Origin of the sequence: Enterococcus silesiacus, from assembly GCF_001886225.1 — a bacterium.
Taxonomy (GTDB): domain Bacteria; phylum Bacillota; class Bacilli; order Lactobacillales; family Enterococcaceae; genus Enterococcus_L; species Enterococcus_L silesiacus.
This window is the reverse complement of record NZ_JXLC01000003.1, coordinates 185166-203744: the sequence shown is the minus strand read 5'-3', so window position 1 is coordinate 203744 and position 18579 is coordinate 185166. Positions and strand designations below refer to the sequence as shown.

At 37.0% G+C, this 18579-nt stretch carries 18 protein-coding genes; 4 read left to right on the top strand and 14 right to left on the bottom strand.

Translation table 11 applies throughout. The annotated features are described in order from the left end of the window. Positions 1-10 precede the first annotated feature (10 nt). Both RV15_RS03435 and RV15_RS03430 read left to right on the top strand, forming a co-directional pair. Positions 11-448, top strand: a complete 438-nt coding sequence (locus tag RV15_RS03435; RefSeq protein ID WP_425429262.1) for an NUDIX domain-containing protein — start codon at positions 11-13, stop codon at positions 446-448. Positions 449-569: 121 nt separating this feature from the next. After that, entirely contained in the window at positions 570-1316 is a 747-nt protein-coding gene (locus RV15_RS03430) for a TraX family protein (protein ID WP_071876649.1), read from the top strand. Positions 1317-1368: 52 nt separating this feature from the next. Here RV15_RS03430 and RV15_RS03425 read toward each other — a convergent pair whose 3' ends face one another. The 4 genes from RV15_RS03425 to glpK form a co-directional block, all read right to left on the bottom strand. Beyond that, on the bottom strand, positions 1369-1731 hold the full coding sequence (locus tag RV15_RS03425; protein ID WP_071876648.1) for an MmcQ/YjbR family DNA-binding protein: 363 nt from the start codon (positions 1729-1731) through the stop codon (positions 1369-1371). A gap of 128 nt (positions 1732-1859) precedes the next feature. Then, positions 1860-2237: a VOC family protein gene (locus RV15_RS03420; RefSeq protein ID WP_071876647.1), complete on the bottom strand. Its 378-nt coding sequence runs from the start codon at positions 2235-2237 to the stop codon at positions 1860-1862. Between the two features lie 42 nt (positions 2238-2279). Further along, positions 2280-3080 (bottom strand): AraC family transcriptional regulator, encoded by an 801-nt coding sequence (locus RV15_RS03415; RefSeq protein ID WP_071876646.1) that lies wholly within the window; start codon positions 3078-3080, stop codon positions 2280-2282. A 16-nt stretch (positions 3081-3096) separates the two neighbouring features. Then, positions 3097-4602 carry a glycerol kinase GlpK gene (gene glpK / locus RV15_RS03410; protein WP_071876645.1) on the bottom strand — a complete coding sequence of 502 codons (1506 nt, stop codon included), beginning with the start codon at positions 4600-4602 and terminating at the stop codon, positions 3097-3099. A gap of 364 nt (positions 4603-4966) precedes the next feature. Here glpK and efaR point away from each other — a divergent pair, with 364 nt between their 5' ends. Both efaR and zwf read left to right on the top strand, forming a co-directional pair. Next, the gene (gene efaR, locus RV15_RS03405; protein WP_071876644.1) at positions 4967-5614 is read left to right on the top strand and encodes a transcriptional regulator EfaR; all 648 of its coding nucleotides are present in this window, start codon (positions 4967-4969) and stop codon (positions 5612-5614) included. A 50-nt stretch (positions 5615-5664) separates the two neighbouring features. Next, complete coding sequence (gene zwf, locus RV15_RS03400; RefSeq protein WP_071876643.1) at positions 5665-7185, top strand: glucose-6-phosphate dehydrogenase; 1521 nt, start codon at positions 5665-5667, stop codon at positions 7183-7185. A gap of 64 nt (positions 7186-7249) precedes the next feature. On the opposite strand, the gene ileS is transcribed toward zwf, so the two are convergent. The 10 genes from ileS to murG all read right to left on the bottom strand — a co-directional run bounded on the left by ileS (position 7250) and on the right by murG (position 18578). Beyond that, positions 7250-10036, bottom strand: a complete 2787-nt coding sequence (gene ileS / locus RV15_RS03395; protein ID WP_071876642.1) for an isoleucine--tRNA ligase — start codon at positions 10034-10036, stop codon at positions 7250-7252. A 487-nt stretch (positions 10037-10523) separates the two neighbouring features. Beyond that, positions 10524-11243 carry a DivIVA domain-containing protein gene (locus RV15_RS03390; protein WP_071876641.1) on the bottom strand — a complete coding sequence of 240 codons (720 nt, stop codon included), beginning with the start codon at positions 11241-11243 and terminating at the stop codon, positions 10524-10526. A 19-nt stretch (positions 11244-11262) separates the two neighbouring features. After that, entirely contained in the window at positions 11263-12045 is a 783-nt protein-coding gene (locus RV15_RS03385) for a YlmH family RNA-binding protein (RefSeq protein ID WP_071876640.1), read from the bottom strand. A gap of 22 nt (positions 12046-12067) precedes the next feature. Then, positions 12068-12340 (bottom strand): YggT family protein, encoded by a 273-nt coding sequence (locus tag RV15_RS03380; RefSeq protein ID WP_245791217.1) that lies wholly within the window; start codon positions 12338-12340, stop codon positions 12068-12070. A 10-nt stretch (positions 12341-12350) separates the two neighbouring features. Next, on the bottom strand, positions 12351-12962 hold the full coding sequence (locus tag RV15_RS03375) for a cell division protein SepF (RefSeq protein ID WP_071876639.1): 612 nt from the start codon (positions 12960-12962) through the stop codon (positions 12351-12353). A 13-nt stretch (positions 12963-12975) separates the two neighbouring features. Beyond that, the gene (locus RV15_RS03370; protein WP_071876638.1) at positions 12976-13653 is read right to left on the bottom strand and encodes a YggS family pyridoxal phosphate-dependent enzyme; all 678 of its coding nucleotides are present in this window, start codon (positions 13651-13653) and stop codon (positions 12976-12978) included. Between the two features lie 15 nt (positions 13654-13668). After that, the gene (gene ftsZ, locus RV15_RS03365) at positions 13669-14919 is read right to left on the bottom strand and encodes a cell division protein FtsZ (protein ID WP_071876637.1); all 1251 of its coding nucleotides are present in this window, start codon (positions 14917-14919) and stop codon (positions 13669-13671) included. A 26-nt stretch (positions 14920-14945) separates the two neighbouring features. After that, the gene (gene ftsA, locus RV15_RS03360) at positions 14946-16268 is read right to left on the bottom strand and encodes a cell division protein FtsA (protein WP_071876636.1); all 1323 of its coding nucleotides are present in this window, start codon (positions 16266-16268) and stop codon (positions 14946-14948) included. A 162-nt stretch (positions 16269-16430) separates the two neighbouring features. Then, a complete protein-coding gene (locus RV15_RS03355) occupies positions 16431-17480 on the bottom strand; it encodes a cell division protein FtsQ/DivIB (protein WP_083429083.1) in 1050 nt (349 codons plus the stop codon). 6 nt (positions 17481-17486) lie between these two features. Then, on the bottom strand, positions 17487-18578 hold the full coding sequence (gene murG, locus RV15_RS03350) for an undecaprenyldiphospho-muramoylpentapeptide beta-N-acetylglucosaminyltransferase (RefSeq protein WP_071876635.1): 1092 nt from the start codon (positions 18576-18578) through the stop codon (positions 17487-17489). Position 18579 lies beyond the last annotated feature (1 nt).

The following is an 18579-nucleotide window of genomic DNA, read 5'->3' as shown; positions in this document are numbered from 1 at the left end:
AATTATGTGACTGAAACTAAAGATCAATCGAGGTCAATTAAAATGGAATATATGGATATTTACACTTCAAAAAAACAAAAAACGTCAATCAACAAAAAAAATGTGGGCAAACCGCTGGGATTATAATGCTAGTGGAGTTGTTAGTAAAGGAGAAGAGTTATTTCAAGCAGCTGAACGGGAACTGCTTGAAGAAACTGGTCTTTTGATTGATTTGAGAGATATACCTAGTCGTTTAACCGTGTCGTTTGAAGAAGGTTGGAATGAAATCTATTTTATTACAAAGAACGTAGCGCTTGAAGACCTTAATTTACAAGAAGAAGTCAGTGAAATGAACTGGGTAACTGAGTCAGAGTATTTAAACATGCTTTCTAAAAATGAATTCATTCCTTATATTTATGCAAAATCGATTTATGATTTTTATCGTAGTCAAAATGAATCTCTCTATTAAATAACCACCTTACTTCCTGATGTCATTTTTGTAAGGCATTTGTTCGTTAATTCCCACGCCAAATAAAGCTATTTTTTTTATACTGTAAAAAGTAAAAAAAATATTTATTTAGGAGAATGAGATGAACGGAACTCAATTAAAACTTATCATGATGGCCTTGATGATGCTTGACCATCTTGTCCCACTTTTACCTCCACAGTTTGGTACACCAATTCATATGTTAACCCGTTGTGTAGCTGTCTTTTTTGCTTTTATGGCAGTTGAAGGATTTCACTATACTAGGAATCGAAAAAACTATTTGCTACGTCTTTATAGTTGGGCCGCAATCATGTTGCTTGGCAATACATTGATTAATACACTGATGATCCATGATCCAATGTATCAGATCCACAATAATATTTTTCTAACACTGGCTATTGGTGTGACTATTTTAACACTGATTACCTTTGCAAAGCATGCGAAATCGTCTTTCTCAAAAATTGCAGCCACTATCCTAGCAATCGTTTTAGCCTTAGTGAGCTTTCTAGGTTTGATTCCAGCAGAAGGTGGCTCTGTCGTGATTCCATTCATGTTACTTAGTTACTTCTTTAGAGATAACGCGAAAAAAAGAGATATTTCTTATCTCATATTCGCTATCCCTTTACTTATAATGCCCATTCTCGGCTTACCTGATTATTCTTTTGAGATGATTAAGCTGCAACTTGAAGTGAATCCTGAATTTCTATTTATTACGGTCATTCCTTTTATTCATTTATATAATGGTGAGAAAGGGAGCAATAATCCGTTCTTTAAATATTTATTCTATGTATTTTATCCAGCACATCTGTGGATCATCACATTGGTTAATTTCTATTTAAATCATGCATAACCTTAAAAAACGTCACTTTACGTCTTTCATAAAGTGGCGTTTTTAGCTTTGATTACATGTATTTCATTTGTATTTTTTTCGGTTGTTTTTTTAAGACTAGCTCGTAAGATTTCTTTAAAAAAGCAGCCAGCTGCTCTTCCGTAAATGATGAGTTTTCCAGTGTAAAAGAATTCCAATGTGTTTTATTGGCATAATAACCTGGAACGACATCTGGATTCTGCTCCCGCAACAATTCATTTTCTTCAGGATTGCCTTTGACTGTCATTATTTTTTCGCCTACTTTATTCGTTCCAAGCATACAAAAACACTTATTCTCGATCGCAAAATAATCACAACCCCAATCTTCCCGATACACAACAGTTACACCAGGCCATTGTTGAGCGTTATTTTTTAAATACTGAATTTTCTCGTCCATACTTTACTCCTCCTGACTTTAAAAGCTGAACAGGCTCATTAAGCTTTGACAGAAAAATAGGAAAACATGACTGAGGTGCTTTTTACCTCATTCATGTTTTATCTTTTTTCCGAGAGACTGCTCTCTTGTTACTCAATATCGCAAAATAAACTCAATAAATTCCCGTTAGGATCTTTGATAATAGCATAATACTGTCCCCAAAAAGCTGTCCAAGGTTCTCTAAATAGTTCATACCCAAAGTTTTTCATATTCTCGCACAATTGATCGATTTCTGCCGGAGATTCACACAGAAAAGCTAATTCGATTTTATCCCCTTCATTTTTTGGCTGATAGCCGTAAACTCCTTCGATCATTTTTTTAGTGTTGAGTGAAATTCTTATGCCATCATTATTAAGCTCTACATAATCTGCCTCTTTTTCTCCTATGACTGCAAAACCTAAACGCTCATAAAATAGAATCGTTTGCTCCATCGATTCAACGATGATTCCAACCATATCTAATTTCATATTAATCTCCTCCATCTCATTTTCTTCATTATAATCAATGATTTATTTCTTGTCTTGTAAAATACCGACATGCTGACGAATTTCTTGCGGAGTCAAGCCAGTCATTTTTTTCAGTTTCCGACTATAGTGTGCTTGATCAAAAAAGTCATATTTTCCAACTAAGTCTAGATGCTTTACCTCAGGAAAGTTGACTAACTCTTGATAAACTTTTTGAAACCGCAAAACGTCAAATGCTTCATAAGGAGACAAGCCCGTTTCTTCTCTGAATAAACGCTGCAAACTTCTTTCAGAAAGCGAATTAGTGGCTACATATTCATTGTAACTGAACGAATAATCTTGCCTTGTGATGAATTCTTGTATAGGAGAAGAAACTCTTTTGGTATTCAAATGATTTAATTGTTCTAAAAAATAACGATTAGCACTTTTAATAAGTTCACTTTGTGTTGCTTTTCCCGATAAATGACCAATTAAAGCTGCCGCCATCGACTTTTCAAGCAACTCTAACGCGACTCGCTGATCTTTCAGTCCTTTCAATGAATGTTTAAGAAATGGATACATTCCATTTAAATAGAAACGGATGCCAAAGAAAATTGTTGGACGATCCACGCGAGAATAAAAAAAGCTTGTATTCGGTCCGCAAATCGTTGCTTCTAAAATATCAAATTCCGGACTAAGTAAAAAAATCAAATCTGAACATAAATCAGGAATGATTCGAGCTGGTGGGCTTAACTGCTCTGCATAAGAAAACCAGTAACGATCAATATACAACCGTAAACGCTCATCAGGACAAATTTCTTGATAGGAACCTATAGGCGCTTGCCAAGTTTTTGTTTGATAATTCATTCCATATCTCTTCCTTTTATTCTTTTTTCTTATAAGCCATTGTTGCCTGTACTGCCCGCTTCCAGCCATCAGATAATTCGTTGCGTTTCTCTTCAGTGATGCTCGCTTCAAAACGTTTACTACTATGTGCAAATGCACTTATTTCAGCTAAATCCTGCCAAAAACCTATCGCCAAACCAGCCAAATAAGCCACACCTAACGCAGTTGTTTCAGAAAAATCAGCTGCCTCAACAGGTTTATCGATTATGTCTGCTTGAAATTGCATCAGCAAGTCATTTTTACTAGCCCCACCGTCTGCTTTTAATAATTTGATTTTAATCTTAGATTCATTTTCCATTGTGTTGATTACATCGGCACTTTGATACGCAATTGATTCTAAAGTCGCACGAATCAGATGTTCCTTTGTTGTGCCTCTAGTGATACCGAAAACCGCGCCACGTGCTTCTTGATCCCAGTAAGGAGCTCCCAAACCAGTAAAAGCCGGAACAACATAGACACCGTCTGAATCAACAACTTGCTCAGCTAGAAGTTGTGAGTCACTAGCTTCTTCAAATAGTTTTAATCCATCACGCAGCCACTGGATAGCAGATCCTGCCACAAAAATACTGCCTTCTAAAGCATACGTGATTTGACCATTGATGCCATAGCCAATCGTCGTCAACAAACCATGGTTAGACAAAATAGCTGACTCGCCGGTATTCATAACAATAAATGCTCCAGTGCCATATGTATTTTTGACCATCCCTTTTTCAAAAGCTGCCTGTCCAACCAAAGCCGCTTGCTGATCACCTGCCATCGCTGCAATGGGTATATTTTCTCCATAAAAATGATAGTCTTCAGTATATCCATATATTTCAGCATTTGAACAAACCTTAGGCAACATTGCTCTCGGAATTCCCAAAATCGCTAAAATTTCTTGATCCCACTCTAGTTTGTGGATATTAAACAGCATCGTCCGGCTAGCATTAGTATAATCAGTTTTATGGACCTTACCACCTGTTAGCTTCCATAATAACCACGTATCAACAGTTCCAAATAACAGATTTCCAGCTTCTGCTTGTTCTTTAGCACCTTCAACATGATCCAGCAGCCATTTTACTTTAGTCGCTGAAAAATAAGAATCAATGATCAAACCAGTTCGTTTTTGGATAAATTCTTGATACCCACTTGCTTTGAGCTGATCTGCAATGTCATTAGTTTGTTTTGATTGCCAGACAATCGCGTGATAGATCGGCTCCCCAGTTTTTTTATCCCAAACAATCGTGGTTTCACGTTGATTTGTGATACCGATCGCTTTGATCTGAGCTGGCTTCAGTTTAGATTCAATCAGCACATCTGCAATAACGGACTGCACAGAATTCCAAATCTCATTTGCGTCATGCCCTACCCAGCCAGGATTTGGAAAATATTGCGTAAATTCTTTTTGTGCTTTCGCAACCTCGTATCCTTCATGATCAAAAATAATTGCCCGAGAACTCGTTGTACCCTGATCGATCGAAAGAATATATTTTGTGTGATTCATGATATCTCTCCTTAATAATGATATCTTTATTATAAAACAAACCGTGATAGAAAACTGATATTTTCCCCAAAAAATAGCTTGCTTTTTTGCTAATAAACTTAAATCCCAATAACTACTTTACTTCTTTATATATTCTAACGGTATTTTAATGTAGCACTTAAAGCCCCTTTTTTCCTGTTGAGCTTTTACAATTAGCTGCACTGTAAAACCAGCAGAAAACGTTATCATTTCTATGTTTGTTTGCTATTGAACTTTCAAGCGAACAAATTAATCATTTTTTTTAAGATTAACATATTATTAAATGGTCAAAAAAACAATTTTCTGATAAACTTATCTTGATGGCTTCTTTGAAAGGATGAACAATATGACCCCGAATCGTGAAGACTACCTAAAGCTGATTTTTGAGTTAGGTGGCGATGAAAATAAAATCAACAACAAGCAAATCGTCTCAGGTTTAGATGTTTCAGCAGCATCTGTTAGCGAGATGATTTCAAAATTAGTAAAAGAAGAGTTGGTTGTACATTCTCCTTATCAAGGTGTCCAATTAACAGAGCTAGGACTGAAAAAAGCAAGTACACTTATTCGCAAACATCGATTATGGGAAGTATTCCTTGTTGAACATTTAAATTACTCATGGAACGAAGTTCATGATGATGCAGAAGTCTTAGAACATGTCACTTCACAAACATTAGCAAATCGTTTATCCTCGTACTTGAATCAGCCACAATTTTGTCCCCATGGCGGCGTTATCCCGGGAGATGATCAACCTGTCCACGAAGAAAAACGCCAAACATTAATAGACTATCCTGTTGGAACTAAGATTCGTATTGCTCGTGTATTAGACGAAAAAGAGTTATTGGATTATCTAGTTTCGATCGACCTAAAGATCCATGAAGAATATATAATCAATGAGATTGCGGCCTATGAAGGGCCCATTAGTATTAGTAATCATAAAAAAGAATTGGCAATCAGCTATAAAGCGGCAAGTACGATTTTTGTTGATCAATTATAATCACAGGTCCAATCTTACAGTATTGGATAATAAGAAAGCGGGGAACTAGCATGAACGAAAAAATAGCTCTATTTACTATATTTGGCGGTACAGGTGACTTAGCAAAACGAAAGCTTTACCCTTCTTTATTCCGTTTGTACCGTAAAGGAAGTATAGCAGAACACTTTGCAGTTATTGGTACAGCACGAAGAGACTGGTCTGATGAACACTACCGAGAAATTGTTCGTGAAACGATCAAAGACTTGAATCCGACACCAGAAGAAGCAGACGCTTTTTCAAGTCACTTCTATTATCAAGCCCATGATGTCAATGATTCCGAGCATTATGATACTCTAAAAAGATTATCTGATACGTTGAATGATAAATATGAATTAGGCGGTAACCATATTTATTATCTAGCGATGGCTCCGCAATTTTTTGGCACGATCGTTCAACACTTAAAATCACAGGCAATTTTAACTGATAATGGTTTTGACCGTTTGGTTATTGAGAAACCATTTGGTGCAGATTATGACTCAGCCTATCAACTGAATGAAGAAATTCGTGCCGTTTTTCCTGAAAAGGACATTTTTAGGATCGATCATTACTTAGGGAAAGAAATGATCCAAAATATTTCTGCGATTCGCTTTGCTAATAATATTTTCGAATCCCAATGGAATAATCGTTATATCGACAATGTACAAATTACATTTGCTGAAAGTCTTGGTGTAGAAGATCGTGGTGGCTACTACGACCATAGTGGCGCATTAAAAGATATGGTTCAAAACCATATTCTCCAAGTTGTCTCATTATTGGCTATGGAGCCTCCTGTTGCTTTTTCAGAAGCCGAAATTCGTGCAGAGAAAGTAAAAGCTTTACAAGCAATCCGCCTTTACTCAGAAGAAGAAGCATTGGCAAACTTTGTCCGCGGTCAATATGGACAGGGGAAATTAGATGATCAGGAATTTGTTAGTTACCGAGAAGAACCAAATGTCGATGAACATTCTCAAATCGAAACCTTTGTTGCTGGAAAATTTTTAATTGATAATTTCCGTTGGTCAGGCGTACCATTTTATATTCGTACTGGCAAACGTCTAACAGAAAAAGGAACACGTATCAACATTGTCTTTAAACAAGTTCCTGTCAACGTCTTCAAAGATGACATCGATAAATGCGGCGAAAAAACAGATTTACCACCTAATGTTTTAACAATCTATATCCAACCAACTGAAGGCTTCTCGATGACCCTAAATGGCAAAGAGATCGGTCAAGGATTTACGACAACTCCAGTAAAACTAGATTATCGTCATAGTGCTGAGACAACAGGTAATAGTCCAGAAGCTTATGAAAAACTATTATTAGATAGCCTGAATGGTGATGGCACTAACTTCTCTCACTGGGACGAAGTCGCTCAATCTTGGCGCATCGTTGATATCATTCGTCAGGCTTGGGACAAAACAGCTGTAGACTTCCCAAATTATGCAGCGGGTTCAATGGGACCTGAGACAGCTTTTGATTTATTAGAAAAAGATGGTTTCACTTGGGATTGGCAACCTGATATCTGGTACCGTGAACGCGGTAAATTAGATTAGGTTAACAAATAATTGTACCATTAAAAAAAGAAGCCCGGTAAATTCCGGACTTCTTTTTTGTCTATTATTCAAATCCTTCAGCTACAGCTTCTGGATAATTTCCTTCAACAATTGTAGCACAACGACCACATAAATGTGGTAATTTTTCATCTTCACCAACATCTGTACGTACTGCACGACAACGTTCGCATGTTTCACCTGGTGCTTTTTCCACAAGAATCGACATATCATCGAATCTTTCAACATTTTCAGGAACTTCTGCTGTTAAAGCCGCTACCTCAAAATCAGAAACAATCAATAATTGAGCGATATCTGCATCCACAGCTGTTAGTAACTCATGGATTTGTTGATTAGGATAAACAGTTACCTTGGCTTCTAACGATTTACCGATCAATTTGGAATTTCTTGCTTCTTCTAGCGCTTTTAGAACATTATCTCTAAAGTCCATAAATGCTGCCCATGTATCTAGTAATTCTTGTTGATTAGCAAACTCAACATATCCTGGGAATTCAGCTAACTGAACATAATCTTCGTCTTCTTTTAAGAAGCTCCAGATTTCCTCAGAGGTATGTGGAATGATCGGTGTTAATAGTTTTGTTAATGCCACAGCGATTTGATAAAATACTGTTTGCATACAACGACGTTGATAGTTATCTTCCGCTTCAATGTAGACAACATCTTTAGCAAAATCCAAATAGAACGAAGATAGATCAACCGTTAAGAAATTCATTACTGAACGATAAATTTGCATGAAGTTGTATTTTTCATAGCCTTTTTCACGAATTTCTTGAATCACTTGATTTAAACGAACCATCATATACTTATCCACAGAACGCAACTCTTCATATGCCACAGTGTGCTCTTTTGGTTCAAAATCACTTGTATTGGCTAATAAGAAACGCATAGTGTTACGGATTTTGCGGTACACTTCAGACACTTGATTCAAGATATCCATTGAAACTCGCACGTCCGCTTCATAATCCACACTACTTACCCACAGGCGCAAAATGTCCGCACCCATTTGTTTGATTACTTTATCCGGTAAGATCGTATTTCCAAGTGATTTACTCATCTTACGACCTTCACCGTCCAAAGTAAAACCTTGTGATAAAACAGCTTTATAAGGCGCTACCCCATTGATGGCTACACTTGTTGTAATACTTGAATTAAACCAGCCACGGTATTGATCAGAGCCTTCTAGATACATGTCAGCTGGAAAAGTCAGTTCTGGACGTTGACGCAATACTGCCTCATGTGAAGAACCAGAATCAAACCAAACATCCATGATATCATTTTCTTTCGTAAATTCACCATTTGGCGAACCAGGATGTGTAAATCCTTCTGGTAATAATTCTTTCGCTTCACGTTTAAACCAGACATTTGATCCATGTTCAGCAAATAGATTCGCCACATGTTCGATTGTTTCTGGTGTGATGATCGCTTCACCATTTTCAGCATAGAAGATTGGTAATGGAACACCCCAAGCGCGTTGACGAGAAATCACCCAGTCACCACGGTCACGAATCATATTGTAAAGACGTGTTTTCCCCCAAGGTAGGATCCAATCGACTTTTTCTACTTCATCTAAGATATTTTGGCGGAACTTATCAATTGATGCAAACCATTGCGGAGTTGCGCGATAAATGACAGGTTTCTTTGTACGCCAGTCATGTGGATAACTATGTGTAAAGAAATCCAATTTTAATAACGCATCTTTTTCATCCAGTAAAGCAGTGATCATTGGGTTAGCTTTATCATAGAAGATGCCTTCAAAGCCAGGCGCTTCATCCGTAAATACACCACGATTATCCACTGGTGAAAGCACGTCTAAATTATATTTTTTCCCTACGATATAGTCATCTTCACCATGTCCTGGAGCCGTATGAACTAGCCCAGTACCAGCATCTAGTGTTACATGATCCCCTAACATAACTAATGATGTACGATCGTAAAATGGATGTTGTGCTGTCATATATTCCATATCTTTACCAGAAATCGTTTCAAGAACTTCAACATCATCCCAGCCGATTGCTTCTTTTACAGTTTCTAAAAGATCTTTAGCAACAACGTATTTTTTACCGTATGCTTTAACAATAACATATTGATACGTAGGATTTACTGAAATTCCTAAGTTTGCAGGAAATGTCCAAGGCGTTGTCGTCCAGATTACCAATGACGTATCTGTATCTAAGATTCCTTTGCCGTCAACCACTTTAAATGCAACATAAATAGATGGTGATTTGACATCTTTATATTCGATTTCAGCTTCAGCTAGTGAAGACTCACTTGATGGAGACCAGTAAATTGGTTTTAAGCCTTTGTAGATATAGCCTTTTTCAGCCATTTTTCCAAACACACGAATTTCAGCTGCTTCATAAGTTGGATCTAATGTGACATAAGGATGTTCCCAATCGCCAGCAACACCTAAACGCTTGAAATCAGCACGTTGAGTATCTACTTGTGAACGTGCATATTCTTCACATTTTTCGCGATATTCAGCTAAGGTCATTTCTTTTCTTTTAATTCCTTTGTTTGTCAGTACTTGTTCGATCGGTAATCCATGTGTATCCCAGCCTGGAACGTAGGGCGAGCGGAATCCAGACATAGATTTTGAACGGATAATGATATCTTTACTGATTTTATTTAACGAATGGCCTAAGTGAATATTTCCGTTGGCATAGGGTGGCCCATCATGAAGAACAAAAGTCGGTTTGCCTTCGTTTAATTCTTGACGTTTTTCATAAATTTTTTGCTCTTCCCAGTCTTTTTGCCATTCTACCTCACGGTTTGGCAAATTACCACGCATTGGAAAAGCTGTTTTTCCCAACTGTAATGTTTCTTTCATTTTCAATTTGATTTCCTCGCTTTCATTTCTGAATATTGATTGAAAAATAAGTTACTGTGTTAACTAGTTTAAACTAATCCTTACTAAGATTTTCAGCAGGCATTTTGCTGATTCACTAATGCGATACTTCTCTCTCTTTGCGCGCCTTGTACTGTTCATCATCTACTCTGGCAAAGCCAGTCGCAGTCCTTCAATTCTTAGTGCTTTAGCTCTTAGAAATTGATGAGATCGAAACGAAGTGCAGTGATTCACAGCAAAAAGTACCTTCATCCCAAGGGACGAAAGTACTCGCGTTACCACCCAAATTTAAAATAATTGATACACTCAATTATTTCCTCTGTTAATTGTTAACGAAATCACTCGTCAAGTTTTACTTGGTTCAAACTTGAGTAAAATAGAGGATCTTTTCAATACCAGGGTCTGTCAAACTTTCACTATCATTGACTCGCTAAAAGAATGGTTATTGACTTTTCTGTTCTATTTATATACGAAATTATTTAGGATCTTTATTTAGCAAATCAAGCATTGCTTTTGGATCCATTGCAGCTTTTTCTAATGTTGGTTGCTCTATTGTAGTTTGTTGTTCGGTGGATATTGTCTCAACCACCACATCATCACTTTTATCAAGTTCTTCTGCTAAGACCTCTTTGATAACTGTATGAGAGTCACTTACATAACTTGAGAATGGTTTTAACAACTCATTCCACTCTTCACTCTTCACCTGTTCTAATTGTGCTTCTAGCATCAAACTTAAACGTTGGTGGAAGACGCGTGTTTTCTTCTTCAAATCATCTGTTTCAGCAGCTAATTGACGCGCACGATCTGTTGCGTCTGTTAGAATTTCTTTTGCTTTTTCTTCTGCTGATGTAATAAGACTACTTGAACGCTTTTCAGCAGATGAAATCATTTCATTCGCTGTGTTTTCAGCAGATGTTACAATTACTTCTGATTCTTTATTCGCACTCGTTTTTACTTTATCTGCAGTATCTTGCGCTACAATAATTGATTGATTCAACGCATCTTTTAATTCATTGAAATATTGTAATTTTTCTTCTGCATGTTTTAATGATTTCTCAAGCTCACGTGTTTTTTGAAGAGAATCTTCATAATCTTTCGTTACTTGATCTAAGAAATCATCGACATCATCTTGGTTGTAACCTCTCATTTTTATAGAGAAGTTCTTATTTTGAATATCTAATGGAGTTAATGCCATATTCCTTCACCTCTTTGGATTATTTTCGTAGAACTCCCAGTAACAAACGAAACTTGTCCTTTTTCGTCTTCCCCTCTAACTCTTGAATCTGGATTCGGCCAAAACCTCTGATAGATACAATATCTAAAAGATCCACCAAGAAATCTGGTCTTGTATTCTCCGTCCAATTCACTTTGACTTTTCCAGATTCGATCAATTGTTTTGATCTCTGTCTAGATATATTATATACGCTAGAGATCAAATTATCCAGACGTAACGAACTTATTGTTGTCCGTTCATGCGTCCAGTCATCTTTAGGAAGAATCATCTCTGTATATTTTCTTTTTTCTAATCTTACTGATATTTTCCCGATTTTTTCTACCTGATTTTCAACAAAACTCGTTATCTCTTTAGCAACAAATACTTGCCAGCGATCGCTGTCAGAAATAATATCGCCAAAATATTCTCGTTTGATCCCAGTATTGACTAAGGTTCCCAAAACCTTTCCATGAGATAACGTTGAGAATTTCACAGGATAAACGATTTCTAGCAATTCTACATCAAAATCTTCCTCTTTTGGTTGATAGTAATCAGGAAAAATCAGGCAGCGTCTCCGTTCAGCTTGCTCATACCCACCATAGAACTGAAACTCAAGTTCACTATTTTGTCGGATCAATGTTTCTAAAATATAAGCCTGCCTTGGGTCTAAAAAATCAGATAGATATGGAGCATATTGGCTTTCAACTTGCTCCAGCCAATCACCAACAGAATCAATAAAAGGATGCTCATCTTTTCGAAAATGTTGGTACACATTTGCGTTCATAGATAAATCATCCTCTCTTTTATTAATACATGATGGCTTGTAAAATCCGTCCTAATCCACTTGCGGCTAAATTCAATACAATAATTGCAATCATTACATTAAAACCTACCATGCCTATTCGTAAATTTAATCGATCAAATAAACTTAAATAAGGTTCGCAAATTCTTGCAATCAAACGACCAAATGTAGAATCATATGCTCCTGGGAACCAAGATAGTAATGCATAAATGATCAAAAGTCCTGAATAGATTTGAACACCTTTATATAATATATATATAATTAAAGCGATACTAATTACCTCCTGACTAAAAATCAAACATTTGTTTCTTAGCTAACGATTGTGCTGTAGCACTATCGATTTCAATGTTTGATGGAGTACAAAGAAAAATTTCATCGCCTACACGTTGAATGTCTCCATCTAGTGCATAAACAGTTCCTGTAAGAAAGTCAACAATTCTTCTAGCTTGATTTTCTTCCACTAAATGAAAATTAATCAACACTGCATCACTTGCAATAATGTGCTTCGCAATATTCATAGCCTCAGAATACACTCGCGGTTCAAGAATGGTAATTTTACCTGGTCTGCTTGAACTAGGTGTGTCTTGCGAACGTTTTGAATTTGAGTTATTAGAACTACGCATGGAGACAACCTTTTTCTCATTAAATGCTGTTTCCTGACGGCTTTCTTTTTTATCTTGATGCGTTTCTGTTGAACGATAACGAGCAGATGGTTTTTCGGTTAACGGCTCAGTTGCAGTCGGTCTTTGTACCTGTGCTTGTGCTGGTGTTTGTCGAACCGTCTGTCTTGGCTGTTCATTTACAACCTTTTGCTCTTCATATTCATCATAATTATCATACTCATCTTCACCAGATAATCCAAAAAAGCTCGATAACGCATTTTTACTAAAAATTGACATAGATTCCCCTCCTTTACGCACCTCTGAATATTGCTGTTCCGATTCGTACAAAAGTTGCACCTTCTTCAATAGCAATCGGGAAATCATTACTCATTCCCATGCTAAGCTCTGTACATGGTGCATATGACAGATGCTGATTATTTATTGCCTTTCGCAATTCTGTTAGCCTAGAAAATATTCCGTGAAGATCTTGCTCAGAAGCAGTTAACGGTGCCATAGTCATCAAACCTACGACTTTTATTCGATCAAACTCAGCTAATTGATGGATAAAATCAAGAACTTCATCTGATTTGAACCCGTGTTTACTTTCTTCACCAGTTATATTCACTTCAACGAAACAGGAGATTTGTTTCTCCGCCCGCTTCTGGATTTCTTCTGCTAATTTTAAACTGTCTAAAGCATGAAAATAATCTATCTCATTTATTATTGATTTTACCTTCCTACGCTGTAAATTACCAATCAAATGCCACTGAATAGATGAAAAATTTTTCAGTGCCTCTTTTTTTGCTAGTAATTTATCGACTCGGTTCTCAGCCATATTCTCAATACCAAGTTCAGCAAGCTCCTTGGCAGTCTCATTTCCCACTGATTTAGTCACGGCAATCATTGTTACATCATCGTCTGACCGTGCAGATTTTTGACACGCTAGCTGAATTTCTCGATTTATATTTTCTAAGTTTTCAACTAGCATGATTAAAAATCGCTCCTATCTTTTTCTGCGGAAAAATGGTGGTGTGTTTAACTCATCGTCATTGTTTTGTGATGGTTCTTCACGATGAAATGTTTCAAAATCTTTTTTCTCAACATTTTCAAATGTCGTATCTTCGACTTTAGGTCTTACATTTTGCTCACGGCGGATATCCCAGTCACCAAATGCACTTGTTTCTTCTTGTGGTTGTGGCTGTGAGGGTTTTGATTGCTCCATATCCAATACTGGTGCTTGTTGTACTGTTTGGATTTGAGTAGGTCTATTTTGACGCGCTGGTTTGCGGTCTTTTTTTGATGGGTCGATACCAGTTGCAATAACTGTTACGCGAATTTCATCCCCTAAATCTTCATTGATTGATGTACCTAAAATAATATTTACATCACCAGTTGCTGCACTTGTTACAATATCAGAAGCATCTTGCGCTTCAAATAAGGTCATGTCCAAGCCACCTGTGATATTTAATAACACTTGTTCAGCACCATCAATAGATGTTTCTAATAATGGAGAAGAAATAGCTTTTTTAGTCGCTTCGATTACACGATCTTCACCACTAGCCACACCGATTCCCATCAAAGCAGTGCCTTGATTTTCCATAACAGTCTTCACATCAGCGAAGTCCAAGTTGACATATCCTGGTGCTGTGATCAAATCTGAAATACCTTGAACACCTTGACGTAAAACATTATCTGCTTCACGGAACGCTTCAAGCATTGGTGTCTTTTTATCAACAACTTCTAAAAGACGGTTGTTTGAAATAATCAATAATGTATCAACGTTTTCCTTTAACAGAGCAATTCCTTCTGCTGCAAAGCGTCCGCGTTTTGGTCCTTCAAAACTAAATGGTCTTGTAACGACACCTACTGTTAAAGCACCTAATTCTTTAGCGATTTTAGCAACTACGGGTGCTGCTCCAGTTCCTGTTCCGCCGCCCATACCAGCTGTAATAAAGATCATATCTGCGCCTTGCAACGCATCTGAAAGTACTTGTTCACTTTCTTCTGCTGATTTTTGACCGACTTCTGGTTGAGATCCAGCACCTAAACCGCGTGTATATTTAGGACCAAGTTGAATCACTGTTTCTGCTTTTGAGTTTTTAAGGGCTTGTACGTCTGTATTCGCAGCGATGAATTCAACGCCTTTGACGTTTTCATCAATCATGCGGTTAACAGCATTACCACCGCCGCCGCCTACACCGATAACTTTGATGACAGCGCCATTGTTAATGTTATTATCTAAAGAAAATTCCATAGTATCGTTTCCTCCTGTTTTAATTGTTAGTCAAAAATGTTTGAGAAGAAGTCTTTGATTTTACCTGTAACTTTTTCACCAGATTCATGAATTTCAGAATCGTCGTAATCATCTTGAGGTGTATCTGTATAAGTATCATATTGCACTTCTGGTTGAACTGCGATTGGCTGTGATGATTTAATCTTTTCGCCTGGAATCGCACCTTTAGCAATATGATAAATGTCATTCAGTTGAGCAGAATATTCTACGATACTGATCACATTTGTAAAGACTGGATTGCGTAATCCCATATGATTAGGTACGTATAATTTCACACTTGCATCAAAAATTTCCTGTGCTAAATCTACTACACCTGGAAGGCTTGCGCCACCGCCTGTTAAGATCACTCCACCTGGAAGTTCTAAAGCATCGATTTCGTCTAATACTTCTTTAGATTTTTTAAAGATTTGTTCTACTCTTGCTTCAATCACTTCTGAAAGATAACGTTCATCAACTTTTACAGGTTCTGATTTGCCGATTACATCAACAGGAAATTCTTCACTGACTGATGTTCTTTCAGGATAAGCATCACCATAATTGATTTTTAATGCTTCCGCATTATTGAACGATGTATTCAATACGATAGAAACATCTTTTGTAACAAACTCTCCGCCTTCTTGATTCACATGAGTAAATTTCAATTGTTTATCATGCATCACAGAAGTCGTTGTTTGACCGCCGCCCATGTCGATCACGATGGTACCAAAATCTTTTTCACCATCTGAAAGAACTGTTTCTGTTAAAGCTAACGGCATAATGACTAATTCGTTGACCGTCAAGCCAGCTTTTTCAACACATTTTCTTGTATTATGAATAATTGTTTTCGGACCTGTGAAGACCACTCCGAACATTTCTAAACGAACGCCAATCATTCCTCTAGGATCTTTGATCCCTTCGAATCCATCTACTGTAAATTCTTGAGGCAAGATTGCTACGATTTGACGTTCAGGAGGAGTTGAACGAACCAGAGCTGCCGATGCTACGTTTCGTACATCTTCATCAGTGATTTCTTTTGACTCACTACTTACAGCGATCATTCCTTGGCAATTTTCCACTTCAAGTAAGTTTGCTGGTAACCCCACATTCACACTTTTAATTTGAATTCCCGCTTTTTCTTCTGCTTGTCTTACTGCTCTTTGAATCGCATTTACTGTTTTATCGATATCGACAATGATCCCTCGATTTAATCCATCAGATTTTGCGTTTCCTACGCCAATGATATTCATTTGACCTTCGATAAACTCAGCTACTACAACTTTTACTGATGTTGTACCGATATCAAGGCCTACATACATTCCTGTCTTTGCCATGAATGGGGTTCCTCCTCCTATTAATTCCAATATGTAAGCGGACATAAAACATCCGATTAAATATATATTTTTTTATGAATACTCACTTCTTTCAATTTTACCATAAACATAGGCTTTTTAGAAAGCAGATTCTACTATTTTATTCTTTTATTTTTCTTAACTTTATTCTACTGCCTGTGAAGATTCTTCTACACTTTCTTCATCAGCTTCATTATTAAAAGGATATGAGAAAATCCCAACTTCCATATCAATGAATCCTGCCTTCTCCATTTGGCTGGCTACCTTGCTATAATACGCCATTTTCTCCCCTAATTGAGAGATATTCACGATGACTTGATTGGCATCTTTCATGTGAAGATGAACCAATTCTTTATTTGCTTTAGACGGAGTATAACGAATTTCTGAGATATTTTGCTTCAAATCCTCAGGCAACTTATTATAAGAATTCATTAAGTTTTTAATGATCGTCTGATCTTTAAAATTCAGAAAAATCGGCATACCGCTCACAGGTGCTTTCATTTCTTCTGGTAAAATCTTGCCATTTTCCAAAATAGGATGAAAAATACTATTTACAGATTCTAAAGCAACTACTTTATATTCATCGACTTTTATGTTAAATGAGTTGATGCCATTCAGTGAAATCGTTGCTTTTTTAATGCGCGGCAATTGACGTTGGATCTTTTCTTCATAGATTTTCCGATCTCCAAATTGCTCCCATAAACTCTTGCCCTGCTCTAGTTTAGATTGAGCAATGACGCTTTGGCTGTCAACCGATTTATTACCTGAAACACTGACATTTCCTAACTTACTAAGTGGAGAAACAAAATAAAGGACAATCAATATCGCAACTAAAAATACCGAGACAATTAACGTTAAGCGACGATATAATCGTTTATTTCTTACCTCTTTTATTTTTGGTAAGCGGTCTGCAAAAGATTCGTAAGTAATCTTTTGTTTTGCTAGTGTTTCAGAATCTTCTAAGGAAGGTTCTTCTGCTTCACTCGCCTGATCTTCAATTGAGTCTTCTTCCTGCTCTTTTTCAGTAGACAAGACTGAAGGACTCCAAACTGGCTGATCGCCTTGTGTTTTTAAATACTCTAGGTTTTCTTTTTGCCACGGGGTCAAATTTTGCTCATCTATTTTTTCAGTGTTGCTCGCTTGTTGGTCTTCTTGACCCCCTGGGTCATCTGTTTTCTTACTAATCTTCCGCACCCCCCATCAAGTTATTTCTTTTACCACTTTGTAAAGTCGTTCACTAGCATCTGGAATCCCTTCTTTTTTAGAAGCTGCCGCCATCGCTTGATGACGTGTTTCATCCAATAAAATCGCATCGATCTCCGTTACTAATTTAAGCCCAGTAAGCTCTTGATCAGTGATCATCTCGACTGCTCCAGACTTAACTAAACTTTGGGCATTCTTTGTTTGATGATCATTTGTAACATATGGACTTGGAACCAAAATTGCTGGTAATCCTAAGGCTGTAAACTCTGCAATAGAGGTCGCCCCAGCACGGCCAACCATTAGGTCTGCTGCTGCTAAGACTTCTGCCATTTTATCAATATAAGGCTGAATGCTTATGTTTGTCAATTTCTTTTTGGAAAGATTTAAGGTTTCTTGTAATTCTTTATAATATCGCTCTCCTGAAGCATAAAGAACTTGATAATTTCTCTGCTCAAAAAGAGGTAATGCCTCAATAAATGCTTGATTGATTTTCAATGCACCACGGCTTCCACCAAAAATGACGACAGTCTTCTGCTCAGGATCTAACCCATATTCTTTCAACACATCTGTTTTTTTGATCATCACAACTTCTTGTGCTCGCGGGTTTCCAGTCAGGACTACCTTTTCTTTAGGAAAATACTCAGCCACGTCTGGGAAACAAATGGCTACTTTTGTCACATACTTGCTTAAAAATTTATTCGTTATTCCAGGTATACTGTTTTGCTCGTGGACGATTGTAGGGATTTTTAGTTGTTTTGCAGCATAAACCACTGATCCAGATACATAGCCACCCGTTCCAATCACAACATCCGGTTGAAAATCTTTAATAATTTTTTTAGCTTTTCCGATACTATTTAGGAAAAGATACACTGTTTTGATATTCTGAGGACTAAGCGAACGTTTAAATCCTTGGATTTTGATCGTCTTAAACGGAATATTATATTTCGGAACAATTTTACTTTCCAAACCTATTTTGGTTCCTACATACATAAATTCGGTATCTGGTTCTATTTGTTTTACGTAGTTAACAAAGGCCAAAGCTGGATAAATGTGTCCACCCGTTCCGCCGCCGGTTATTAATATTTTCATA